The organism is Curtobacterium ammoniigenes NBRC 101786 (assembly GCF_001571045.1).
Lineage (GTDB): Bacteria > Actinomycetota > Actinomycetes > Actinomycetales > Microbacteriaceae > Curtobacterium > Curtobacterium ammoniigenes.
In genome coordinates this window covers 467,599-491,871 of record NZ_BCSV01000002.1, presented here as the reverse complement: position 1 = coordinate 491,871, position 24,273 = coordinate 467,599, and the positions used below count along the sequence as shown (strand labels likewise).

The following is a 24,273-nucleotide window of genomic DNA, read 5'->3' as shown; positions in this document are numbered from 1 at the left end:
TCAGGGGGCATTTTCGCGACAGCTAGTGCTGTTGGATCGCCGAGGTGATATCGAAGATCGGCAGGTACAAAGCAACGATCATGCCGCCGACCACGACGCCCAGGAAGCTGATGAGCAGCGGCTCGATCAGCGAGGTGAGCGCCTCCGTCGTCGCCTCGACCTCGTCGTCGTAGAAGACCGCGATCTTTTCAAGCATGATCTCCATCGACCCGGCGTCCTCACCGACGGCGACCATTTGACTCACCATCTGCGGAAACACCGATTCGCGCTGCAGCGGGCCCGCGATCGACTCGCCTTTTCGCACGGACTCAGCAACCCGATCCAGTGCCTTCTGCACCACAAAGTTATTCGAGACTTCACCCACGATCTGCAGCGCCTGCAGAATCGGCACGCCGGCGCCGATCATGTTCGAGAAGTTTCGTGCGAATCGGGCGATCACGATCTTCCGATTGAGCTGCCCGAAGATCGGCACTTTCAATTTCAACGGGTCGAGAAATCCTCGGACCCGGTCGGTGTTCTTATTTGATCGATACCAGAGCCAGCCGACGAAGATCCCGACGGCAAGCACCGGCCCGATATACACCATCGCGTGCGACAGATCGACGAGGAGCTGCGTCGGCAGCGGGAGTTTGCTGCCGAGGGAGGCAAACATCTTCGCGAAGATCGGCACGATGAAGATGAGCATCACCACGACGCTCACCAGCGACATGATGAGCACCACCACCGGATAGGTCATGGCCGACTTCACGGTCGAGCGGAGCTTGTGCTCCTTCTCGAAGTTCGTCGCAATCGAGTCCATCGCCTTATCGAGGAACCCACCCGCCTCGCCGGCGCGAATCATGTTGATCATGATCGGCGGGAAGTCCACGGGGAACTGGGCCACAGCCTCCGAGAAGGAGACGCCCCGTTCGACGTCGTCGCGGACCTTCCCGAGGATCTCCTTCAGCTTCTTCGACTCGGTCTGGTCGGCCAGGATCGACAGCGCCCGCAGCAGGGACAGCCCCGACGACAGCATCGTCGACGCCTGCCGCGCCATGATCGCCAGGTCCTTCAGGCTCGCGCGTTTCTCGAACCCGGGGATGTGGATCTCAGTCTGGAGCCCGGTTCCCGCCTTCGCCTCAGACAGCGAGATCGGCGAGACGCCCATCGTGCGGAGGCGCGCAACGGCAGCGCCCTCGCTGGCTGCGTCGAGCCTCCCTTTGACGACCTTGCCGGCCGTGTCGCGGCCGCGGTAGTCGAATGCGAGTGACATCAGTACCCTCCGGAGAACTTGTCGCCGAAATCGATGCCCGAGGCGGCGATGGCCGCGGCCGAGTGGTCGGACGGTGACTCGACGCGTTGGACCAGGCGGTCGAACCCTTCGGCGTCGTGCACCTTCTCCATCGCGGCACGTCGGGTGATTGTGCCCGTGTTCACCAGGTCGGCGAGATCCTGGTCCATGGTGTGCATTCCGAGATCGCGACCGGCCTGCATCGCGGACGTGATCTGATAGGTCTTGCCCTCGCGGATCAGGTTCCCGATCGCGGGCGTCGTCACCATGATCTCGGTCGCGACGGTCCGGCCGATGCCGCTCGCCTTCGGCACCAGCGTCTGACAGACGACACCCTGCAGCGTCGATGCGAGCTGCGTGCGGATCTGGCCCTGCTGGTGCGGCGGGAACACGTCGATCACACGGTCGATCGTCCCCGGCGCGCTCTGCGTGTGCAGGGTCGCGAACACCAGGTGGCCGGTCTCCGCGGCAGTCAGCGCGACCGAGATCGTCTCGAGGTCACGGAGCTCACCGATGAGGATGACGTCCGGGTCCTGCCGGAGCACATGCTTCAGTGCGTTCGCGAACGAGTGCGTGTCGGCGCCGACCTCGCGCTGATTGATGATCGCGCGCTTGTGATCGTGCATGAACTCGATCGGGTCCTCGACCGTGACGATGTGGTCGGCGCGCGTCTCGTTGACGAGGTCGATGAGCGCAGCGAGTGTCGTCGACTTCCCGGACCCCGTCGGGCCGGTCACGAGCACGAGTCCACGCGGCAGCTTCGCGAAGTCACCCACGTGGTCGGGGATACCGAGCTGCTGGAGCGTCTTGATCTTGGTCGGGATGATGCGGAACGCGGCTCCCCAGTTGCCGCGCTGCTGGTAGTAGTTCACGCGGAACCGGGCATCCTCCGACAGCGAGTACGCGAAGTCGAGCTCCTGCTCGTGGTCGAATTGGCCGGCCTGCTCGACGGTGAGCAGCGTCTTCAACGCGGCGATCACCTTGTTGCGCGACCACGGGCCTCCCGGCACCGCAGGGCGAAGCGCACCATCCACACGGACCGTCGGCGGCGCGTCAGCCGTCACGTGGAGGTCGGATGCGCCCTGGTAGATCACCTGCGAGAGCGCGAGGATCAGGTCGGGGTCGGCGACCTCGCGGGCGTGACGCGTGTACGCGATGTCGGAGCCGAGCGCCGTGCCTGGCACCGCGGGCGACACCGGCGCGGCCGGTGCTGGCGCCGGGGCGGGGTACGCAGCGGGAGGCGCGACGGGCTCCGCGTAGGTCGGTGCGGTGAGCGGGGCCTCCAGATCGTAGACGGGCGCAGCGGCGGGGGCGGCGTATGCGGACTGCGCCGCTGCGCGCGCCGCCCGACGCGACCCGATCTCGGTGCCCGGCGCACCGGGATGCCAGCCCGCGACCGGCTCGTCGCCGATGTTCGAGAGGTCGTACACGTCGCTCATCAGTTCGTCTTCCTGTCGTTCCCCGGGTTCCGGCCCGCGCTCACGCGACCACGCGGAGGATCTCGTCGACGCTCGTCATGCCGAGCTTGACCTTTTCCCACCCGTCCTGACGCAGCGTGAGCATGCCCTGCTCCTGCGCCACACGGCCGATCTCAGCGCTCGATGCGCGTGCCACGGCGAGGCGTTCGATCTCCTCGGACACCGTCATCACCTCGTGCAATGCGATGCGGCCCCGGTAGCCGGTGTTGGAGCACACCGAGCAGCCGACGGGCGCGAACACCTCGGGCACGAACGGGTCGCGGTCGGTCACGAATCCGAGCGACCGCAGCTGGTCCTCGTTCTGCGTCGACGGCGACTTGCACCGGTCGCACAGCTTGCGCGCGAGACGTTGCGCGACCACGCAGTCGAGCGCGGACCCGACGAGGAACGGCTCGATGTCCATCTCCGTGAGCCGCGTGATCGCGGACGGCGCGTCGTTCGTGTGCAGCGTCGAGAGGACAAGGTGGCCGGTGAGCGACGCTTCGATCGCGATCTGTGCGGTCTCGTGGTCGCGGATCTCACCGAGCAGGACCACGTCCGGGTCGGAGCGGAGGATGCTCCGCAGCGCCGAGGCGAACGTCAAGCCCGCCTTCGGATTGACCTGCACCTGGTTGACGCCCGCCATCCGGTACTCGACCGGGTCCTCGACGGTGATCACGTTGATCTCCGGCTTCGAGACCGCGTTCAGCGTCGTGTAGAGCGTCGTCGACTTGCCGGACCCGGTCGGTCCGGTGACGAGGATCATGCCGTACGGCTTCGAGTAGGCCCGCTGGTACGCGTCGAAGTTCCGGTCGAGGAGGTTCAGGTCCTTCAGCGTCATCGACGTGTTCGTGTTGTCGAGGATTCGCATGACGACCTTCTCGCCCCACACCGTCGGCAGGGTTGCGACGCGGAGGTCGATCTGGCGGCCGCCGTGCCGCACCGACATCCGACCGTCCTGCGGCTTGCGCCGCTCCGCGATGTCGATGTCGCTCATGATCTTGAGCCGCGAGATCACGCCGTTCTGGATGTTCTTCGGCGCCGGCGTCATCTCGTGGAGCACACCGTCGATGCGGTACCGCACCCGCACCTCGTGCTCAGCCGGCTCGATGTGGATGTCGGAGGCGTGGTCCTGAATCGCCTGCGAGACGAGCAGGTTCACGAACCGGACGATCGGCACGTCATCGATCGAGCTCGAGCCGATATCGACGGTCTCTTCAGCGGCCCCCGCGCCCTCTTCCTCAAGGGAGGTGGTCAGGTCGTTCAGCTCGTCGTCCGCACGCAGGTATCGGTCGAGCGCCGCGGCGAGGTCGCGCTCCTCCACCTGCAGCGGCTTGATGATCCGTCCGGAGGCGGTGCGCGCGTCGTCGAGTGCGAGCACGTTCGCCGGGTTCACCATGGCGAGCACGAGCGCCTCGCCCTCGAAACCGACACCGAGCACGCCATGACGGCGGCACAGCGCTGCCGGCAGCATCGAGACGGCTGTCCCGTCCACGGGGTAGTCGGTGAGCGGCACGACTTTCGAGTTGTTCGACGCCGCCCGGGCAGTCACGAACTGCGACTCGCTGACGACGCCCTGCTCGACGAGGGCCCGGATGGCGCGCTCGTCGACGTCTTCGTCGCCGGTGAGCGTGTCGAGATGCTCGATCGGCAGCGCGCCATTGAGAATGAGGATCTCCGACAGGGTTGCCACGCGCCCTCACCTCCACGGTCTCTGCGTCCCGCGTCGGGGCGCGACGCGGCTGACGGATGCGGGTCAACGCTAAGCCGAGGGGCAATCAGGGAAGCAGTCCCAGAATGAGGGACGAATCGCGCACCTGGTGTCCGTGCTGCACCGATCGGGCGCGGGCCTCTCGACGTGACCGTCGCCGGTGACGGAAGATAAGCCATGGACATCACGAGCGTGACGATCGCACTTCCCGTCACCGACCTCGAAGCGAGCTGCCTCTGGTACGGCGCGGTGTTCGAACGCGCCGAGCCGGACCTCGAACCGTCCAACGGCGTCGCAGAGTACGAGGTCGCCGGGATCTGGATCCAGCTGTACGAGGATCCGCACGCCGACGACAACCCGGTCACCGTCCGTTTCGGCGTCGACGACGTCGCCGCGCAGCGCGCACGGATCGCCGCGCTCGGGATCGACGTGGGGCCGATCGAACACGTTCCGGGCGAGGTCGACGAGTTCGACGTGCGCGACCCCGACGGGAACGTCCTCGGCCTCTATTCGCTCGTCGACGAGGGCGGTCCGAGCACCGGCCGCGATTCCGGCGCCGGTCGCGCGGGCACCAGCTGACCCGGACGGCGCCTCCAATCCCGGCGACGGCCCGCGTGCCGATCGGGAGGCTCCCCCTGGTCCGGCGCGACGCCTGCAACAACGGGAAACGGCCCCCGCACCGCGTGGTGCGAGGGCCGTTTCCGTTGGTCGTCTGACAGGAGTCAGTCGGCTCAGCTGTAGGTGCCGGGCGTGAAGTCGTCCGACGAGAAGCTGTCGAAGTCGACGAAGCTCAGGTCGGCGTCCGAGAACGACGAGTCGTCCGCGAAGATGCGGTTCGGGTAGCGCTCCGCCTTCGCCTCCTCCGTCGCGTTCACGTCCACGTTGCGGTACCGGCTGAGGCCCGTCCCCGCGGGGATGAGCTTTCCGATGATGACGTTCTCCTTGAGGCCGACGAGCTGGTCCTGCTTGCCCTCCATGGCCGCCTGCGTGAGCACGCGGGTGGTCTCCTGGAAGGATGCGGCGGACAGCCACGATTCGGTCGCAAGCGACGCCTTCGTGATACCCATGACCTCCTGGCGAGCCGAGGCGGTCTTGCGACCCTCCTGCAGCGCCGCGCGGTTGATCTCGTTGTACCGCGAGCGGTCCACGAGCTCACCGGGCAGGAGGTCCGTGTCACCGTGGTCGACCACGGTCACCTTGCGGAGCATCTGACGAACGATGACCTCGATGTGCTTGTCGTGGATCGGCACACCCTGCGAGCGGTAGACATCCTGCACACCACCCACGAGGTGCTTCTGCACCTCGCGGACACCCTTGACGCGAAGGACTTCCTTCGGGTCGACGGTGCCGGCGATGAACTGCTCACCGAGCTCCACATGCTGGCCGTCCTCGATGAGGAGGGTCGCACGCTTCAGGACCGGGTAGATGAACGGCTCGTCGCCGTTATCCGGGGTGAGGATGATCCGACGCTGCTTGTCGGTGTCCTCGATCACGACGCGGCCTGCGGCCTCCGCGATCGGGGATGCACCCTTCGGGGTGCGGGCCTCGAACAGCTCGGTCACACGGGGCAGACCCTGCGTGATGTCGTCAGCCGACGCCGAACCGCCGGTGTGGAAGGTACGCATCGTCAGCTGGGTTCCGGGCTCACCGATGGACTGGGCGGCGATGATGCCGACTGCCTCTCCGATGTCGACGAGGTTGCCCGTGGCGAGCGAGCGCCCGTAGCACTTCGCGCAGACACCGACGCTCGACTCACAGGTGAGCACCGAACGGACCTTGATGGACTCGATGCCGGCGGCGACCAGGCGGTCGATCAGCACGTCACCGACGTCCTCACCGGCCTCGGCGAGGACGGTGCCCTGCGCGTCGACGACAGGCGTCGCCAGCGTGCGGGAGTACACCGTGTTCTCGACCGATGCGTCGCGGGTCAGCTTGCCGTCCGCGTCGACGAACGCGATCGGCAGCTCGAGGCCACGCGAGGTGCCGCAGTCGTCCTCACGGATGATGACGTCCTGCGAGACGTCCACGAGACGACGGGTCAGGTAGCCCGAGTCCGCGGTCCGGAGTGCGGTGTCCGCGAGACCCTTTCGAGCACCGTGCGTCGCGATGAAGTACTCCGCGACCGTCAGGCCCTCCCGGTAGGAGTTGATGATCGGTCGGGCGATGATCTCACCCTTCGGGTTGTTCACGAGGCCACGCATACCGGCGATGTTGCGGACCTGGAGCCAGTTACCACGAGCACCCGACGACACCATGCGGTTGATGGTGTTGTCCTTCGGGAAGTTGTCGCGCATCTCCTGCGCGATCTCGTTCGTGGCCTCGGTCCAGATCTTGATCAGGTCGGCACGACGCTCGTGGTCCGTGATCAGACCCTTGTCGTACTCGCTCTGCACCTTCGCGGCCTGCGCCTCGTAGCCGGCGATGATCTCCGCCTTGCGCGGCGGGGTCACGACGTCGGACAGCGCCACCGTGACGCCCGAGCGGGTGCCCCAGTAGAAGCCGGCGTCCTTGATCCGGTCGAGCGCCGCAGCGGTCTCGGTCTTGGAGTACCGCTCCGCCAGGTCGTTGACGATCGAGGACAGCGTGCCCTTGTCGGCGACCTTCTGCACGTACGGGTAGTCCGCCGGCAGGGTCTCGTTGAAGAGCGCACGACCAAGGGTCGTCTCGACGATGAACGGCTGCCCGGCCACGAAGCCCTCGGGCTCCTCGCCCTCGGCGAAGTGGAGGTCCGTCATGCGGATCTTCACCAGCGCGTTGAGGTGCAGCGTGCCCTGGTCCTTCGCGAGGATCGCCTCGGCGACCGACGAGAACGCACGGCCTTCGCCCTCGGCGCCCTCGCGGACCGTCGTGAGGTGGTGCAGACCGATGATCATGTCCTGTGCGGGCAGGGTCACCGGGCGGCCGTCGGACGGCTTCAGGATGTTGTTCGAGGCGAGCATCAGGATGCGAGCCTCGGCCTGGGCCTCCACCGACAGCGGCAGGTGCACGGCCATCTGGTCACCGTCGAAGTCCGCGTTGAACGCGGCGCACACGAGCGGGTGCAGCTGGATCGCCTTGCCCTCGACGAGCTGCGGCTCGAACGCCTGGATGCCCAGACGGTGCAACGTCGGTGCGCGGTTCAGCAGCACGGGGCGCTCGCGGATGATCTCCTCGAGCACGTCCCACACCTGCGGGCGCGAACGCTCGACCATGCGCTTGGCGGACTTGATGTTCTGCGCGTGCGACAGGTCGATGAGGCGCTTGATCACGAACGGCTTGAAGAGCTCGAGCGCCATCTGCTTCGGCAGACCGCACTGGTGCAGCTTCAGCTGCGGGCCGACGATGATGACCGAACGGCCCGAGTAGTCGACGCGCTTACCGAGCAGGTTCTGACGGAACCGACCCTGCTTTCCCTTGAGCATGTCGCTCAGGGACTTCAGGGCACGGTTGCCGGTGCCGGTGACCGGACGACCACGGCGACCGTTGTCGAACAACGCGTCCACGGCCTCCTGGAGCATCCGCTTCTCGTTGTTGACGATGATCTCCGGTGCGCCGAGGTCGAGCAGACGACGGAGGCGGTTGTTCCGGTTGATCACGCGGCGGTACAGGTCGTTCAGGTCGCTCGTCGCGAACCGGCCACCGTCGAGCTGCACCATCGGGCGGAGCTCCGGCGGGATCACCGGGACCACGTCGAGAACCATCGCAGCCGGCGAGTTGCCGGTCTGCAGGAACGAGTTCACGACACGGAGTCGCTTGATCGCGCGGATCTTCTTCTGGCCCTTGCCCTCCGCGATCTGCAGGTGCAGCGCGTCGGACTCAGCCGCGAGGTCGAACGCCTCGAGGCGGAGCTTGATGGCCTCGGCGCCCATGTAGGCGTCGAAGTAGATGCCGTAGCGGTCCTGGAGCTCGTGGAAGACGGCGTCCTCCGGCTTGAGGTCGCCCACCTTGAGGTTGCGGAAGTCCTCCCACACGCGCTCGAGGCGGTTGATGTCCTCGTCGAACGACTTGCGGACCTGGGACATCTCCTTCTCGGCGGTGTCCTTCGTGCGGCGCTTCTGGTCGGACTTGGCGCCCTCCTCCTCAAGCGCGGCGAGGTCGTCCTCGAGCTTCTTGAGGCGGTCGGCGACGATCGAGTCGCGCTGGTTCTCGAGATTCTTGATCTCGAGGCGCAGCTCGTTCTCGAGGCCGGGCATGTCGGCGTGACGGCCCTCCTCGTCGATGTCGATGATCATGTACGCCGCGAAGTAGATGACCTTCTCGAGGTCCTTCGGGGCCATGTCGAGCAGGTACCCGAGGCGCGACGGGACGCCCTTGAAGTACCAGATGTGCGTGACCGGAGCGGCGAGCTCGATGTGGCCCATGCGCTCACGGCGCACGGACGACTTCGTGACCTCGACACCGCAGCGCTCACAGACGATGCCCTTGAACCGGACGCGCTTGTACTTGCCGCAGGCGCACTCCCAGTCGCGGGACGGCCCGAAGATCTGCTCACCGAACAGACCGTCCTTCTCGGGCTTCAGGGTGCGGTAGTTGATCGTCTCCGGCTTCTTGACCTCGCCGTACGACCACTGGCGGATGTCATCGGCCGTGGCGAGGCCGATCCGCAGTGCATCAAAGGAAGTTGCTTCGAGCAATGTTCTTCTCTCTTGCTGAAATGACGTCGATGTACGGGCGGGATCAGATGTCGTCGATCGTGGACGACTCGAACCGCGAGGAGATGTTGATGCCGAGCTCTTCGGCGGCACGGAAGACCTCGTCGTCCGTGTCGCGGAGGCTGACCGTCTGACCGTCGGCCGAGAGGACCTCGACGTTCAGGCAGAGCGACTGCATCTCCTTCATGAGGACCTTGAAGCTCTCCGGGATGCCGGGCTCCTGGATGTTCTCGCCCTTGACGATCGCCTCGTAGACCTTCACGCGGCCGAGGATGTCGTCGGACTTGATCGTCAGGAGCTCCTGGAGGGCGTACGCGGCGCCGTAGGCCTCGAGGGCCCACACCTCCATCTCACCGAAGCGCTGTCCACCGAACTGCGCCTTCCCACCGAGCGGCTGCTGGGTGATCATCGAGTACGGACCGGTCGAGCGGGCGTGGATCTTGTCGTCGACCAGGTGGTGCAGCTTCAGGATGTACATGTAGCCGACCGACACGGGCTCGGGGAACGGTTCGCCGGAGCGGCCGTCGAAGAGCTGCGCCTTGCCGGAGGATCCGATGAGCCGCTCGCCGTCGCGGTTCGGGAGGGTCGAGTCGAGGAGACCCTCGATCTCGCGCTCCGCCGCGCCGTCGAACACCGGGGTCGCGACCTTCGTGCCGGGAGCCGCGCTGTGCGCCGCCTCCGGGAGGTTCGCGGCCCAGTCCTGGATGCCCTCGACGTTCCAGCCCTGCTTCGCAAGCCATCCGAGGTGGATCTCGAGGACCTGGCCGAAGTTCATGCGACCGGGGACGCCCAGCGGGTTCAGGACGATGTCGACCGGGGTGCCATCCGCGAGGAACGGCATGTCCTCGACCGGCAGGATCGTCGAGATGACGCCCTTGTTGCCGTGACGACCGGCGAGCTTGTCACCGGCGGTGATCTTCCGCTTCTGGGCGATGTACACGACCACGCGCTGGTTCACACCGGAACCGAGCTCGTCGTCGCCGTCCTGCGCGTCGAACACCTTGACGCCGATGATCGTGCCCTCTTCACCGTGCGGCACCTTGAGCGAGGTGTCGCGGACTTCGCGCGACTTCTCGTTGAAGATGGCGCGGAGCAGGCGCTCCTCGGCGGAGAGCTCGGTCTCACCCTTCGGTGTGACCTTGCCGACGAGGATGTCGCCGGGGCGAACCTCGGCGCCGATGCGGATGATGCCGCGCTCGTCGAGGTCGGCCAGGAGGTCCGGGCTGACGTTCGGCAGGTCGCGGGTGATCTCTTCCTTGCCCAGCTTCGTGTCGCGGGCGTCGACCTCGTACTCCTCGATGTGGATCGAGGAGAGCGTGTCGTCCTTCACGAGGTTCTGCGACAGGATCATCGCGTCCTCGTAGTTGTACCCCTCCCACGGCATGAACGCGACGAGCAGGTTCTTGCCGAGCGCGAGCTCGCCGTTCTCGGTGGCGGGACCGTCGGCGATGACCTCGCCGACCTCGATCCGGTCGCCGGCGTTGACGATCACGCGGTGGTTGTAGCTGGTGCCCTGGTTCGAGCGGTCGAACTTGCGCAGGTAGTAGGTCTGCGTGCCGCCCTCGTCGAGCTGCACGGTGACCGCGTCGGCGGAGACCTCTGCCACCACACCCGCGGCGTCGGCGGTGACCACGTCACCGGCGTCGATCGCGGTGTACCCCTCCATGCCGGTGCCGACGAGCGGCGACTCGGAACGGAGGAGCGGCACGGCCTGGCGCTGCATGTTCGCACCCATGAGTGCGCGGTTCGCGTCATCGTGCTCGAGGAACGGGATGAGCGACGTCGCGACGGAGACCATCTGGCGCGGCGAGACGTCCATGTAGTCGACCTCGGCCTTGTCGACGAGCTCGACCTCGCCGCCCTTGATCCGGACGAGCACCTTATCGTCGGCGAAGCGGAAGTCGTCGGTGAGCGGGGCGTTCGCCTGCGCAACGACGTAGTCGTCCTCTTCGGAGGCGGTGAGGTAGTCGATCTGCGTCGTCACCTGGCCGTCGACCACGCGACGGTACGGCGTCTCGATGAACCCGAACGAGTTGATCCGCGCGAACGAGGCGAGCGAGCCGATCAGACCGATGTTCGGGCCTTCCGGGGTCTCGATCGGGCACATGCGGCCGTAGTGCGACGGGTGGACGTCGCGGACCTCGACACCGGCACGCTCACGGGACAGACCACCAGGGCCGAGCGCCGAAAGACGACGCTTGTGCGTCAGACCGGCGAGCGGGTTGTTCTGGTCCATGAACTGGGACAGCTGCGATGTTCCGAAGAACTCCTTGATCGCGGCCACGACGGGACGCACGTTGATCAGGGTCTGCGGGGTGATCGCCTCGATGTCCTGCGTGGTCATGCGCTCGCGGACGACGCGCTCCATGCGGGACAGACCGGTGCGCACCTGGTTCTGGATGAGCTCGCCGACCGCGCGAATACGACGGTTGCCGAAGTGGTCGATGTCATCGACGTCGAGGCGGAGCTCGACCGGCTTGCCGTCGCGGACACCGTTGATGGTGGTGCGCTCGGCGTGCAGCGAGACCAGGTACTTGATCGTGGCGACGATGTCCTGGACCGTGAGCACGGAGTCGGACAGGGGCGCGTCGATGCCGAGCTTGCGGTTGATCTTGTAGCGACCGACCTTCGCGAGGTCGTAGCGCTTCGGGTTGAAGTAGAAGTTGTCGAGGAGTGCACGCGCGGCCTCGGCGGCGACCTGCTCGCCCGGACGGAGCTTGCGGTAGATGTCCTTGAGCGCCTCTTCCTTGGTGAGGATGGCGTCCTTTTCAAGAGTGGACTCGATGGAGGCGAAGCCCTGGAACTCGTCGAGGATCTCCTCGCTCGTCAGGCCGAGCGCCTTGAGGAAGACGGTGACGGACTGCTTGCGCTTGCGGTCGATGCGCACGCCCACCTGGTCGCGCTTGTCGATCTCGAACTCGAGCCAGGCACCACGCGACGGGATGACGCGTGCGGAGTAGATGTCCTTATCGGAGGTCTTCTCCTGGGCGCGCTCGAAGTACACGCCCGGCGAACGGACGAGCTGCGAGACGACGACGCGCTCGGTGCCGTTGATGATGAACGTGCCGCGCTCGGTCATGAGCGGGAAGTCGCCCATGAACACGGTCTGGGTCTTGATCTCACCCGTCATGTGGTTCATGAACTCGGCGTTCACGTAGAGCGGCGCCGCGTAGGTCTTGCCGCGCTCCTTGCACTCGTCGATCGAGTACTTGGGGTCTTCGAGCTCCGGTGCGGTGAACGAGAGCTGCATCGTCTCGCCGAGGTCCTCGATCGGAGAGATCTCTTCGAAGATCTCGTCGAGGCCCGAGTGGAGGGCGATGTCCGTCCGGCCCTGCTCCTGGGCCTCGGCGAGCCGAGCCTTCCAGGCGTCGTTGCCGACGAGCCAGTCGAAGCTCTCCGTCTGGAGGGCGAGCAGATCCGGAACCGTGAGGGTGTCCTTGATCTTGGCGAACGAGAGACGCTGGTGTGCGCGTCCGTTCTTGGGGGTGTTGGTGGATGCGTTGGGCGCAGCAGCCAAGGGTTTGACCTCCGGTAGGCCCCGCGGGGCCGATACTGACGGACAGTATGTAGGTGGATGATTGATCGCTCACCGAACCCGGATTGACTCTCCTGCGGCGCTCCTTCGACGAGCACGGGCACATGGCTGTCCGGCGGGGGACGGTGCGAAACCTGCCTGTGGGTTACGTGCTGTCAGCGGAGCGCTGTGGGATGGTCAGGTGAGCGAAGCCCCCGCCGCGATATGCGGGAGGCTCACCAGGGCACGCACTGCTCGACGCCGCTCGCGACGAACAGGTTCCGGTGGAACGCGTTCGCGACGATCACGTTGGGCAAGAGCGCTGCGTCGACCGCAATATGACGACACGAATGCCAGGGAGCGCGAACATTCATCATAGGTCGCGGTTCGGCTGCTGTCCAGTCTCCGCTTGACCTTATTCTCCGGATGCGTGTATAAGCGCACGGATGGCGTCCTCCGGGTGCGCAACCCGCACGAAGACGCTCCTCCCACGGTCGTCGAACAGGTGCAGGCCCGCGCCGTCGGAGAGCATCAGCACCCGATGGGATCCGGGGCCCCACGGCCCGAGATGCGGCGCGCCGAGGCCCGCCGAGTCCGCGACCCGGGCGGTCACGATCCGGTCGAGCGCGATGCGTCGAGACGGGAACGGTCGGATGTGCACCACGACCGCATCGGCGTGCACGGTCAGGCCGGTGCGCGCGGTCACGAGCACGACGCCGCAGACAACCGCAGCCAGCGCCGGCAACAGGAGGGAGACCTCCGGTGCGCTCCGCGGCCACGCGACGATCGCGGCGGTCAGAAGCGCCCCGGCCAGGATCAGCAAGGCGCCGATTGCGCGCATCCAGGCAGGGACGGTCTCGCGCTCGTCGAACGCGACACCGCGCGCCCCAGCCTGAACTGTGGGGCGCGCGGTATCGAGCGCGATGGTCGTGGTCGTCATGACCGCGCCACGTTACTGTTTCGTTATCGAAGTTTCCTGATTGTTCATCTTCGATTTGCTCAGCGATCACCCGCGTGTGCAGCTGCCGCGTGTGCGGCGGTCAGATGTTGACCGAGGACATGTCGGGGTAGCGGTCCCCCGCTGCCGGCTGCAGCGCGTCGAGTGCGGCGAGCTGATCGGCGGTCAGCACGAGCGAGTCCGCGGCGAGGTTCTCCTCAAGGCGCTCGATCCGCTTCGTTCCGGGAATCGGCGCCAGGTCATCGCCCTTCGACAGCACCCACGCGATCGCGACCTGCGCCGGCGTCGCGTCGGCCTCCTTCGCGATGCGTTCGACCTCATCGACGATCGCCAGGTTCGCGCGGAAGTTCTCGTCGCTGAATCGGGGGTTCGCTCGGCGGAAGTCCTCGGAGTCGAATTGAGCCGGGTCGCGGTACTTCCCGGTGAGGAATCCGCGGCCGAGCGGCGAGTACGGCACGAAGCCGATGCCGAGCTCGCGGACGGCGGGGAGCACAGCCTCCTCGGGGTCACGGGTCCACAGGGAGTACTCGGTCTGGACAGCGGTGACCGGGTGCACGGCGTGCGCGGCGCGAATCCGGTCGGGGGCCGCCTCCGACAGGCCGTAGTGGAGGATCTTGCCCTCCTCGATGAGCTTCTTGAACACGCCCGCCGTCTCTTCGATCGGGGTGTTCGGGTCCGGGCGGTGCTGGTAGTAGAGGTCGATCCGGTCCGTGCCGAGTCGCTCCAGCGAGCCTTCGACCGCCGCGCGGATGTTCGCGGCGCTGCCGTCGATGCCGCGCTCGCCCGCGTTCGGGCCGATGTGGCGGTAGGTGCCGCCCTTCGTCGCGATGACCACGTCGTCGCGGTGGTCACGGAGCGCCGCGCCGACAAGCCGCTCGTTCGTGTATGGGCCGTACATCTCTGCTGTGTCGAAGAAGGTCACGCCGAGTTCGACGGCGCGGTGGATCGTCGCGGTCGACGCATCGTCGTCCTCGTTGATCCCGGAGTAGAAGGCACTCATCCCCATGCAGCCGAGGCCGATACGGGAGACGTCGAGTGTTCCGAGCTTCACATGTCGCATGGCTCGGACGGTACGCCCGCTGCTTGAGGACATGCCGGGCTTCAGGGCATACCGGGTTCAGTGCGTGCCGGCTTCACGACATACCGGGCTTCAGGGCATACCGGGCCCGCGGAGAACGCGGGCCACCGCCTCGGCGCGGCTGCCGACCCCGAGCTTGCCGAACACCTGGTTCACGTAGCTCTTCACGGTCGGGACGGTGAGGAACAGCTCCGTCGCGATCTGGCCGTTCGTCCGGCCGTCCGCGATGAGCGCGAGCACCTCCGCTTCCCGCGGGGTGAGCTGCGGGAAACGCTCCTGCACGGACGGCTGCGCCGTCGGAGCGGGAGGCTCGGCTCCCCCCTGCGCGTCCGATACGCCCCCGAGATTGGCGACGAGCCGAGCGCCGACACTCGCGTCCACCGTGGTCTGCCCCTGCGCGACGGCGCGGATCGCGGTGGCGATCTCGCCGCGCCCGGCATCCTTCGTCAAGTACCCGCGTGCGCCGGCACGGAGCGCGCCGATGATCGACCGGTCGTCGGCGAAGGTCGTGAGGACGAGCACCGCGATGTCGGGGTGCTCGTCCAGGATGCGTTCCGTCGCCGTGGTGCCGTCGACCCCGGGCATGTTGAGGTCCATGAGCACGACGTGCGGGTGAACACGGTCGACCAGCGCGATCGCCTGCTCGCCGTCGGAGGCTTCACCCACGACGAGCAGGTCGGGCACGAGACCCAGCACGGTCACCAGGCCGTCGCGGACGATTGCCTGGTCGTCGACGACCAGCACGCGAATCGCCGTCATCCGGCGCGGCCTTCCAGCGCTTGCGACCCACGGTCGGAGGGCGCCGGGTCGGAGGACGACGCCAGATCAGAGGGCACCGCTAGACCGGAGGGCACCGCCGGGTCGGAGGACGACGCCCCCGGCTCGCCCGCGGGCACGTGCATGGCGACGACGAACTCGCCCTCCGATTCCTCCGCCTCGATCGTGGCCGCCGTGCCGAGCTCGGCGAAGCGCTCACGCATGCCGACGATGCCGTTGCCGTCCGCACGAAGCGGGTTCGCGATCACCACGTCCACCGCATCCCCGTCCACGATGACGGAGAGCGACACGGGCGTTCCCGGCGCGTGTTTGCGGGCGTTGGTGAGGGCCTCCCTGGCGACGGCGACGACAGCGGCCGCATGGGCGTCATCGACACCGGGGAGGCTCGGATCTCCGTCCACGGCGATGGCTCCGCCGAAACCGCGGTGCGCGTCGATGAGGCTCCGCAGCGACTCCGGCACGACGGCGACCTCGACCGATGCCCGCGCGAGCTGGTCCGACTGCGCTGCCTCGGCGCTGCGTGCCAGTGCCGGTGCGCCTGCTGGCCCGTCCTGATCGGTGGGGAAGGCGTCGTCGCGCAGGGTTCGAACCGCACGCCGCGCCTCCGCGAGACCGTCCGCGGCGAGCGTCCGCGCCTGGGCCGCACGGTCGCGAGCCTGGTCGATCTGCCCGTCATCGAGCAGCGCCTCGACCGCGTCGAGCTGCAGCACGAGGCCACCGAGGCTGTGCGCGAGGACATCGTGGATGTCCCGCGCTGCCCGCGAGCGCTCGGCGAGGAGCGCGGTCCGCTCAGCCTGCCGCTCGGCCTCGCGTTCGCGGGCCTGCCCGTCGCGGAACTGCCGGCGGCTGATGCCGATCAGGATGCCGAGCAGGACACCGCCAACGTCGCCGAGCACGTTCGAGCCGCTGATGCCGACAACGGCTCCGATCGTGCCGAAGATCGCACTCGCCCCGAGGCCCGCGAGTACGCCGGCCCAGATCGGAAGGCCGGGATCGGTGACGAGCACGATGATGCCGAGGATCACCGGGACGATCAGAATGCTGTCCGTCAGCGGCGTGACGATGGCCCCAGCGATCACCATCGTCGCCGCCGCCGCGCGGAGCAGTGCTCGGGTTCCGGGAACGGCGCGGACGATCCATCCAGCCAGCGCGAGAGCCGACAGCGCCCAGACGATCGGCGCATGCCCATGGCGAACGCCGAGCGTGATCGCCCAGTACGCGACGACGAGGATCCCGACGAGGTTCAGCGCTCGCGAGAACCACGACGCGCCGCCGGGAGCGACGGCGCGTCGTGGATCGTGGTCCCGCAAGGTCACGGTGCAATCATGCCCTGATGCGTCGTTCGCGCGGGAGGCGCTGGTCCATGACGAAGGCGCGTGCAGCCCGGTTGATGGCCAGGACCAGAAGAATCGATCCCCCCGAGGCCGCAAGATGTGCGCCGTTCATGCCGGCCAGCACGTCGATCCCGACGCGGGTGGCGATGAGCACGATCCAGAGGGCAGCGCCCCAGCCGCCCGTGCGCGCCTGGACGGACCGACCCCGTTGGTCGGGCTGCGGCGCGATCCGGTAGGTGGTGAGGAACCCCATGCCGAGCCCGACCGCGATGCCGACGATGGCTTCGAGTGCGAAGAATCCGATGTCGGCGGGGCCGACAGCCATATGCGTGCCGGCGAGCTCGACAAGTCCGATGATTCCGAGGATGACCGGGAGTCGCCAGATCCGGGCGGGGTCGACGTACCGCCAGGTCAGCTGCCGGAACGCGAGCACGCCGACGATGATGAGTCCGAGCGCGATATCCGCGGCCGACTGCAGGTTCATGATGCACCTTTCGATCACTGGGCCGAGGTCTCAGCCGATGTCCTCCACAATCGCGGAGCCGCGGATCGGTCAACACCACCCCTGGGTGGGGAACGGGGTGGTGATCGGGTGGAGAAGGATGGCCGTATGGAGGATGCAATTCGCGTCGGGGCCGGGTTCGCTGCGATCGAGCCGGATCGTCATCGGCCCGGGTCGTTCACGCTGGTGGTCGACGGCACGCCGCAGTCGCACGTGGATCTCGACGATCCGACCAACCTGACATTCGAGTACATCCGTCGCATCGGCCACGTGATCGATCTGCTGCCGCCTGGTCCGATCACCGCGCTCCACCTCGGGGCCGGCGCGCTGACACTTCCCCGATACGTTGCAGCAACGCGTCCGGGATCCCGTCAGCAGGTGATCGAGCTCGAACGGGGGCTCGTCGACCTGGTCCGCGAGCAGCTGCCGCTCCCCCGCGCTGCCTCGATCCGAGTCCGGTACGGCGATGCACGAGCCGCACTCGAGCAGCTCCCGGCGGGGTTGCATGCCAGCGCGGATCTCATCGTGGTCGACGTCTTCAGCGGCGCACGCACACCCGCGCACGTCACCAGCGTGGAGTTCTATCGGGCAGTCGCCGGGTTCCTCGCTCCGGGCGGGGTGCTCGCCATCAATGTCGCCGATGGGGCGGGGCTCGCCTTTGCACGGAGCCAGGTGTCCACCGTCGGCGCGGTGTGGCCGTCTGTCGCGGCAGTCGCCGACACCGGGATGCTCAGGGGTCGCCGCTTCGGCAACATCGTCGTGCTGGCGTCGGGCTCCGAACTTCCGCTCGACGCCATGCCGCGACTGTTCGCGTCCGACCCCCTGCCCAGCAAGGTGGTGCACGGCGACGAGCTGATCGCGTTCGCGGCCGGAGCGCCCATCGTGACCGATGCGACCGCGATCGGATCGCCCGAGCCGAATCGGTCGATCTTCGGCTGATCCGGCGCACGGCCTGCCAGGATGGTGGCACCACAAGGCCGACGATGACCGCTGAGATCGGGGATCTGATGAGCAACGACGAACCACGCTGGGGGGAGCGAGCTCCGGAACCGCACGACGCCGACGGCGCATCGGCCGCCGAGGATTCGACTGCGCACGCAGCCTCGGCCGATGAGGACCTCGCCACGCAACGGTTCGACCAGCTGGACCCGGCGACGCAACGCATCGATCACGTCGATCCGGCCACGCAACGGATCGACCGCACGACCCCTCCGGCAGCGCCCGAGCCCCGGTACGGCGAGCGCATCACGCCCGACGGGCCCGCCTCGGATGCCCCGGCGGATGACCAACCAACCACGGCGTTCCCAAGCGCCAGCGCTGCCGGCTGGGGGTCGGATCGCGAAGCGTCACCGGAGACCGCACGGTGGAGCCCGCCCGGTCCACCTAGCCAATACGGCCAGCGGCCGTACGGCGATCAGCAGGCGCCGTACAACGGCCAGGGCCAGCAGCCGTACGGCGAGCAACCCACCTACGGGCAGCGACCGACGTACGGGCAGCAGCCCTCCGCGCAGCAGCCGTACACGCAGCAACCCACCCAGCCGCACCAGCCGTGGTCGACCCCCGGCGCGACGGGTGCTCCGGGGTACGCCGCGGCGCCCGCTGCCGCTCCGGGTCCAGCGTGGGGTGAGCGGGTCGAGCGCCGCCGCAAGCGGGGCACCGTCGGTGCGATCGCGTTCATCGTCGCACTCGTCGCACTCGTCGCGGCGGTCGTCGCCGGGTATCTCTACGGGCAGACGTTCGGGCATCTCCCTGCGTTCCGTCAGATCGTGATCGCCGGCCAGCACGGGGGCCTGACCCCGACCCAACAGCAGCAGTTGAACCAGGAGCTCTCACGGGAGCTCCGCAGCGATCCCACCCTGCTGACTCCGCTCCTCTGGGCCTCACTGCTCTCACTGCTCGGCACCGTGACAGGCCTGTGGGCGATCATCCAGGGCATCGTTGCAGCGGCGACGGGTCGTGGCCGCGGACTGGGCATTTTCGGGATCGTGATCGGTGTGATCGCCCCGATCATCCTGGTCATCCTGGTGTCCGTGATGATCGCAGGGGCGGCAGCCGGCTCCTGAGCCCGGCCTCGCGCCGGCTCCTGCGCGCGATCCGCGTCCGGCTCGTGCGGCGGTCCGCGTCCGGGCGGCTGATCGCCGGATGGCGGGGCTGTCCGCGAACGGCGCGCTCAGCCCCCGTTCGGGGCGCGCGCGGTTACCCTCAGTACCGATGTGCGCTGCTCCGATCGACCCCACTGACCCACGCCCGGACACTCGTTCCGACCGAACCGGGTCCGAGCAGGCGCACGATCCCGGCTTCGCGCCCATCAGCCTCCGCCCGGCCATCGACGTCGCCGAGGTGCAGGAGCAGCTCCGCGCGCTCGGGCAGACGCGCAGCACTACCGCGATGGCGGAGCGGACCGAACTGCTCCGTCTGCTCGGACGTCTCGACGAGGCGCTGACTGTCGCGGAAGAGACCTACCGATTGGTGATGTTCACAGGCGATCGCGCGGACCTCGTCGCGGCCCGGGTGCGTCGGGCGCACGTGCTCCACGATCTCGGTCGCTACGAACGCGCCGCGGCCGAAGCCGCACTCGCGCGGGATACGGCGACGATCGAGGAATGGTCGGAGCTGGAGGGCGCAGCCGCGGAGATCGAGGGGTGGTCGTTGTACGAGCTCGCTCGGTTCGCCGAAGCACGCGCGGCACTGAGCCGCGCCTACGACGCTTTCCGAGCCGCCGGCGCGCCGCAGGAACGGACACAGGCGCTCCGTGAGGCGATCGACGCGTCGATGCGCGCCTCCATGACGCAGCCGCACGCCGCGCCGGACGAGCGTGCAGATCCGGTGCGTGCCGCGGCAACACGCGTCGACCGCCCGCGATGAGCGAACTCGCGGCGGTTCGCGCCCAGGCCGAGGCGCTGATCGCCGTGCACCTTCCCGCGGACACCTGGACGTTCGGCTTCGACAATGCGCGTACGCGTGCCGGGCAGTGTGACTTCGGCCGGCACCGCATCACGGTCAGCCGCCACCTCGCCGCCCGAGCGGACGCGAATGCGCTCGAGCAGGTCGTGCTCCACGAGATCGCGCACGCCCTCGTTGGAGCGGCCGCGGGGCACGGCCCGTCCTGGCGATCGACGGCCCGTCAGCTTGGATATCGCGGCGACCGCCTCCACGACGGGCCCATCGCCGACGACCTCGCACCGTGGGTCGGTCGCTGTCCCTCCGGTCACGAGCACGTGCGCTACCGTCGCCCGACGCGACCCACCTCGTGCGCGCGATGCGCACGCCGATACGATCCAGCGAACGCGATCCAGTGGGAGCGCCGGACGCCGGACCGGACCCCCTCGGCAGTTCGCTGACGCACTAGCCTGATCGAATGCGCACCGGGCAGGACATCAGGACCGATGCCGGTGGCGCATGGTTCTTCGATGCAGGTCGCGTGTGCCTCGACTTCGCGCACACCGGAGGGTTCGACGACGATCCACTCGGCGTTCGTCCCCGGGCGCATCTCGGCGAGCTGCTCGCGTCGCCCGCCGATCTCGACGAGTGGCTCAGCGCCCATACGCGACCGGTCGACGTCGGCGCGACGGATCGGGAGCTGACGGACGCGCGCGCCCTTCGGGCTGCGATCGCGCGGCTGGCCGTCGTCGCGGCGCCGCCGCCCGCGCCGCACGCTTCCGGCGGCAGAGCTGACAACCAACCGGCCGCGGCGGAAGCCCTCCATCGAGTCTCGCCGGACGACGTCGACACCGTGAACCTGTTCGCGGCACTTCCCGACGTGCCACCGGTCCTGTCGGGAGGTCGGCGACGCGCCGGAACTGGACGCGTTCGGCTCGCCCAGGCGCTGTCCACCGTCGCGCGCGACGCGGTCGCGCTCTTCGACGAGATCGGCCTCGGCGCCACCGCTGACGGCTCGGGCGGCCTCCGCGCAACCAGGGCGCGTCTCGGCCGATGCAGCGCGGATGACTGCGGTCTCGTGTTCTACGACGCATCCCGCGGCGGTACCCGCCGGTGGTGCGCGATGCAGCGATGCGGCAACCGCGCGAAGGTCCGCGCGCACCGCGAGCGCGCCGACCGCTGACGGGCCGGCCAGGACCCCGCTGAACCGCTCAGCGCACATCGTCACGGGCTCGAAACCTGCGCCTGGCATGCTGGATCGATGACGACCACGGCCGCTCGGCGCTCTCGGATCGCCGGGCTGACCGCGCTCGGTCCGGCGTTCGTCGCCGCCATCGCCTACGTGGATCCCGGCAATGTCGCGGCGAACCTCACCGCCGGGGCGAAGTACGGCTACTCGCTCGTCTGGGCAGTCGTCGCGGCGAACGGGTGCGCCGTCCTCGTGCAGTACCTGTCGGCAAAGCTCGGCATCGTCACGGGCAAGTCGTTGCCGGAGCTCATCGGCATCAGCCTCGGGCCGGTACCCCGCGTGCTGTTCTGGCTCCAGGCGGAGATCGTGGCTGCGGCGACCGATGTCGCCGAGGTGATCGGCGGGGCGCTCGCGTTGCAACTGCTGTTCGGGGTTCCGCCGGTTATCGGCGGACTCATCACGGGCGTCGTGTCGATGATCGTCCTCACGGCACAGAACCGTCGAGGCGGTCGCGCGATCGAGGGGGTCATCACCGGGCTGCTCGCTGTGCTCACGGTCGGGTTCTGCGCGGGTCTGTTCGTCGCCGGGCCGAACCCGCTCAGCGTGCTGGGCGGAATCGTGCCGCGATTCCAGGACTCCGGCGCGGTCCTCCTGTCCGCATCGATCCTCGGCGCGACCGTGATGCCGCACGCGATCTATCTGCACTCGGCGCTCAGCCGAGACCACCACGGTCGGGTCGAGCCCGGGCCCGCGCAGGACGGGGTGCTTCGCGCCACGCGCTGGGACGTCGGCCTGGCGCTGCTCGTGGCCGGGACCGTCAACGTGGCGATGCTCGTGATCGCGGCTGCGAGCCTCGGCGGCGCACACGGCACGGGCACCATCACGGGGGCCGAGCACGCCCTGCGCGTGCATCTCGGTGCGGGCGTGGCAGTGCTGTTCGCCATCGGGCTCCTGGCGTCGGGGCTGGCCTCGACATCCGTCGGGTCGATGGCCGGTGCCGAGATCATGCACGGCCTGCTCCGGAAGCGGGTGCCCATGATCGTGCGCCGCGCGGTGACGCTCGCGCCGGCGATCGTGCTGCTCGCCATCGGCACCGATCCGACGGCGCTGTTGGTGAACAGTCAGGTCGTCCTGAGCTTCGGGATCGGGTTCGCACTCGTCCCGCTGGTCGTCTACACCTCGCGTGCCCGGCTGATGGGCGATGCGCGCAACACACGCGTGACGGCGACGATCGCCTGGGTGATCGCCGCCGTCATCATCGCGTTGAACGTGGCCCTGCTGGTCCTTGCGGTCAGTCCGTGACCTGGACTTCCTTCCAGAAGGCGACGTAGTTGCTGTAGTCCTTTCCGACACGGTCGAAGGAGGTCGGCAGGGGCTCCGGGTAGGACCATGCGCGGTCCGGGAACTGCTTGCCGTCGACGGTGATCGTGAAGTACTGCGTGTCGCCCTTCCACGGGCAGCGGTACGGGGTGGGGCTCTTCTCGAGCAGCTCGGTCTTGACGCTCGACGGTGGGAAGTACCAGTTGCCCTCGATGCTGATGAGGTCTTCCTTGGGCGCTTCGGCGATGACGGTTCCGTTGACCACGGCCTTCATGGTGCACTCCTCTGGTGATCCGACGGGCGCGCAGGTCGCGGGCCCGTCATCAGTGAACGCGTCAGTCCTGAGCGGTGTTCCCGCGTCCGGCTGGCCGCCCTCGACCGATGGCTGCATCGACGAGGTCTCGGCGTCCCGCAGCGTCGAGTGCGGCCGCTGACTCAGAGGCGCTGACGAGGTGCTTGGCCGCGCCGCGCAGCCCGGACCAGACCGCGGCGGCCGCTGCAGCCTCCGGAGCGGTGTGATCGATGCCCGCGCGGACGAGCGCGTCGATGACCGCGCCTGCAGCGAGCTGGTCCTCGACCGCGTAGCCGCCATGGTGGCCGGCGGCGACCACCGCGACGACGCATCGGTCCCCTCGCTCGGCCTGGAGGCGCATCACCCGATCCACGACCACGGTTCCGTCCGTCAGTCCGACCGCGAGCACCTCGGTGGGTTCGGCCGATCCGATGCTGGACGGGTCCGGCTCGGGCGCCACGGCGCCGGATGGATCAGGCAGCACGTCGACCCAGACGAGCAGGTGCGCGTCGGTCGCGACGCGTGTCGCACCCGCGGCACCCCACGCGAATCGCACCTGATATCGGGCTTGCGCGGCACCAGGTCGGCCGGTCGAATCCATCTGCACGATGCGACGGTAGCGGGTTCCATCGACCCGATTCGCCAGTCGCGGCGGATCCGCACAGGGTCCGATCGATCGTCGAAGCAGGCGCGGACGCGCCACTACGATCGGAGCATGGGGATCGGGCCGCTCTCGTCACTCGTCGGTGATCGGATCGCACTCGAAGCACTCGAGGCCGGGCATGCGGACGACCTCCGCCTGGCCGTCGACGACGGTCAGCTCTGGCGAATCTGGTACACGAACGTTCCGGCGCCCGATGGCGTGGACGCGGAGATCGAGCGCCTCCGGGCGGCGGCGCAGGCCGGAACGGTGATCCCGTTCGCGGTGCGGGACCGTCCGACGGGCAGGGTCGTCGGCGCGACCTCCTTCCTCAACATCGATCGGCTGAATCGCCGGGTCGAGATCGGCGGCACGTACCTCGCGCAATCGGCGCAGCGGTCCGGGGTGAACACCGAGATGAAACTCCTCATGCTCGCGCACGCGTTCGACACCTGGGATTGCATCGCGGTCGAGTTCCGAACCCACTGGCACAACCGGCAGTCGCGGGCCGCGATCGAGCGGCTCGGCGCGAAGCAGGACGGCGTCCTGCGGAACCACCGGCTCGGACCGGACGGTTCGCGGCGGGACACCGTCGTCTACTCGATCCTGGACAGCGAGTGGCCCACGGTTCGCCTCGCGCTGCGCGAGCAGTTGCGGCTCCACGATCGGCGCGCCGGAGCGCGCCACAGCGGTCGTCACGCCTGACCGCGTACCGTCGGC

21 protein-coding genes are annotated in these 24,273 nt (G+C 68.1%); 8 read left to right on the top strand and 13 right to left on the bottom strand.

Features of this window, described 5'->3' with window-relative positions; genetic code table 11:
• Positions 1 to 22: 22 nt before the first annotated feature.
• The 3 genes from CAM01S_RS06050 to CAM01S_RS06040 are packed head-to-tail and all read right to left on the bottom strand — an operon-like array spanning position 23 to position 4,420.
• A complete protein-coding gene (locus CAM01S_RS06050; protein ID WP_083527795.1) occupies positions 23 to 1,252 on the bottom strand; it encodes a type II secretion system F family protein in 1,230 nt (409 codons plus the stop codon).
• Positions 1,252 to 2,709: a type IV pilus twitching motility protein PilT gene (locus CAM01S_RS06045; protein ID WP_083527794.1), complete on the bottom strand. Its 1,458-nt coding sequence runs from the start codon at positions 2,707 to 2,709 to the stop codon at positions 1,252 to 1,254. Before CAM01S_RS06045 ends, CAM01S_RS06050 begins: the two co-directional genes overlap by 1 nt.
• 40 nt (positions 2,710 to 2,749) lie before the next feature.
• Positions 2,750 to 4,420, bottom strand: a complete 1,671-nt coding sequence (locus CAM01S_RS06040) for a GspE/PulE family protein (protein ID WP_066517699.1) — start codon at positions 4,418 to 4,420, stop codon at positions 2,750 to 2,752.
• A 195-nt stretch (positions 4,421 to 4,615) separates the two neighbouring features.
• On the opposite strand from CAM01S_RS06040, the gene CAM01S_RS06035 reads away from it, so the two are divergent.
• Positions 4,616 to 5,017 carry a VOC family protein gene (locus CAM01S_RS06035; RefSeq protein ID WP_066517695.1) on the top strand — a complete coding sequence of 134 codons (402 nt, stop codon included), beginning with the start codon at positions 4,616 to 4,618 and terminating at the stop codon, positions 5,015 to 5,017.
• A 152-nt stretch (positions 5,018 to 5,169) separates the two neighbouring features.
• Here the strand turns inward: CAM01S_RS06035 and rpoC are convergent, their stop codons facing one another.
• From rpoC to CAM01S_RS06000, 8 genes are all read right to left on the bottom strand, one after another.
• A complete protein-coding gene (rpoC, locus tag CAM01S_RS06030) occupies positions 5,170 to 9,051 on the bottom strand; it encodes a DNA-directed RNA polymerase subunit beta' (protein ID WP_066517691.1) in 3,882 nt (1,293 codons plus the stop codon).
• A 43-nt stretch (positions 9,052 to 9,094) separates the two neighbouring features.
• A complete protein-coding gene (gene rpoB / locus CAM01S_RS06025) occupies positions 9,095 to 12,586 on the bottom strand; it encodes a DNA-directed RNA polymerase subunit beta (RefSeq protein ID WP_066517689.1) in 3,492 nt (1,163 codons plus the stop codon).
• 233 nt (positions 12,587 to 12,819) lie between these two features.
• Positions 12,820 to 12,960, bottom strand: coding sequence for a hypothetical protein (locus tag CAM01S_RS14630; RefSeq protein ID WP_157071448.1), 141 nt, complete (start codon positions 12,958 to 12,960; stop codon positions 12,820 to 12,822).
• Positions 12,961 to 12,998: 38 nt separating this feature from the next.
• The gene (locus CAM01S_RS06020; RefSeq protein ID WP_066517684.1) at positions 12,999 to 13,523 is read right to left on the bottom strand and encodes a hypothetical protein; all 525 of its coding nucleotides are present in this window, start codon (positions 13,521 to 13,523) and stop codon (positions 12,999 to 13,001) included.
• 100 nt (positions 13,524 to 13,623) lie between these two features.
• Entirely contained in the window at positions 13,624 to 14,601 is a 978-nt protein-coding gene (locus CAM01S_RS06015) for an aldo/keto reductase (protein ID WP_066517681.1), read from the bottom strand.
• Positions 14,602 to 14,691: 90 nt separating this feature from the next.
• On the bottom strand, positions 14,692 to 15,378 hold the full coding sequence (locus CAM01S_RS06010; protein WP_066517679.1) for a response regulator: 687 nt from the start codon (positions 15,376 to 15,378) through the stop codon (positions 14,692 to 14,694).
• The gene (locus tag CAM01S_RS06005) at positions 15,375 to 16,712 is read right to left on the bottom strand and encodes a sensor histidine kinase (protein WP_066517677.1); all 1,338 of its coding nucleotides are present in this window, start codon (positions 16,710 to 16,712) and stop codon (positions 15,375 to 15,377) included. Before CAM01S_RS06005 ends, CAM01S_RS06010 begins: the two co-directional genes overlap by 4 nt.
• Positions 16,713 to 16,719: 7 nt before the next feature.
• The gene (locus CAM01S_RS06000) at positions 16,720 to 17,214 is read right to left on the bottom strand and encodes a hypothetical protein (protein ID WP_066517674.1); all 495 of its coding nucleotides are present in this window, start codon (positions 17,212 to 17,214) and stop codon (positions 16,720 to 16,722) included.
• A gap of 126 nt (positions 17,215 to 17,340) precedes the next feature.
• On the opposite strand from CAM01S_RS06000, the gene CAM01S_RS05995 reads away from it, so the two are divergent.
• The 6 genes from CAM01S_RS05995 (at position 17,341) to CAM01S_RS05970 (ending at position 22,603) form a co-directional block, all read left to right on the top strand.
• Positions 17,341 to 18,171, top strand: a complete 831-nt coding sequence (locus tag CAM01S_RS05995; RefSeq protein ID WP_066517672.1) for a spermidine synthase — start codon at positions 17,341 to 17,343, stop codon at positions 18,169 to 18,171.
• A 44-nt stretch (positions 18,172 to 18,215) separates the two neighbouring features.
• Positions 18,216 to 19,295: a DUF4190 domain-containing protein gene (locus CAM01S_RS05990; protein ID WP_066517670.1), complete on the top strand. Its 1,080-nt coding sequence runs from the start codon at positions 18,216 to 18,218 to the stop codon at positions 19,293 to 19,295.
• 148 nt (positions 19,296 to 19,443) lie between these two features.
• Complete coding sequence (locus tag CAM01S_RS05985) at positions 19,444 to 20,097, top strand: hypothetical protein (protein WP_066517667.1); 654 nt, start codon at positions 19,444 to 19,446, stop codon at positions 20,095 to 20,097.
• A complete protein-coding gene (locus CAM01S_RS05980; RefSeq protein ID WP_066517658.1) occupies positions 20,094 to 20,573 on the top strand; it encodes a SprT-like domain-containing protein in 480 nt (159 codons plus the stop codon). Before CAM01S_RS05985 ends, CAM01S_RS05980 begins: the two co-directional genes overlap by 4 nt.
• 17 nt (positions 20,574 to 20,590) lie before the next feature.
• Complete coding sequence (locus CAM01S_RS05975) at positions 20,591 to 21,295, top strand: CGNR zinc finger domain-containing protein (protein ID WP_083527793.1); 705 nt, start codon at positions 20,591 to 20,593, stop codon at positions 21,293 to 21,295.
• 78 nt (positions 21,296 to 21,373) lie between these two features.
• Positions 21,374 to 22,603: an Nramp family divalent metal transporter gene (locus CAM01S_RS05970; RefSeq protein ID WP_066517655.1), complete on the top strand. Its 1,230-nt coding sequence runs from the start codon at positions 21,374 to 21,376 to the stop codon at positions 22,601 to 22,603.
• Here the strand turns inward: CAM01S_RS05970 and CAM01S_RS05965 are convergent.
• A complete protein-coding gene (locus CAM01S_RS05965; RefSeq protein WP_066517652.1) occupies positions 22,593 to 22,895 on the bottom strand; it encodes a DUF427 domain-containing protein in 303 nt (100 codons plus the stop codon). The genes CAM01S_RS05970 and CAM01S_RS05965 overlap by 11 nt on opposite strands.
• 61 nt (positions 22,896 to 22,956) lie before the next feature.
• On the bottom strand, positions 22,957 to 23,514 hold the full coding sequence (locus CAM01S_RS05960; protein ID WP_083527835.1) for a 2-phosphosulfolactate phosphatase: 558 nt from the start codon (positions 23,512 to 23,514) through the stop codon (positions 22,957 to 22,959).
• 114 nt (positions 23,515 to 23,628) lie between these two features.
• Between CAM01S_RS05960 and CAM01S_RS05955 the strand changes: the two genes are divergently transcribed.
• A complete protein-coding gene (locus tag CAM01S_RS05955) occupies positions 23,629 to 24,258 on the top strand; it encodes a GNAT family N-acetyltransferase (protein ID WP_066517647.1) in 630 nt (209 codons plus the stop codon).
• Positions 24,259 to 24,273 lie beyond the last annotated feature (15 nt).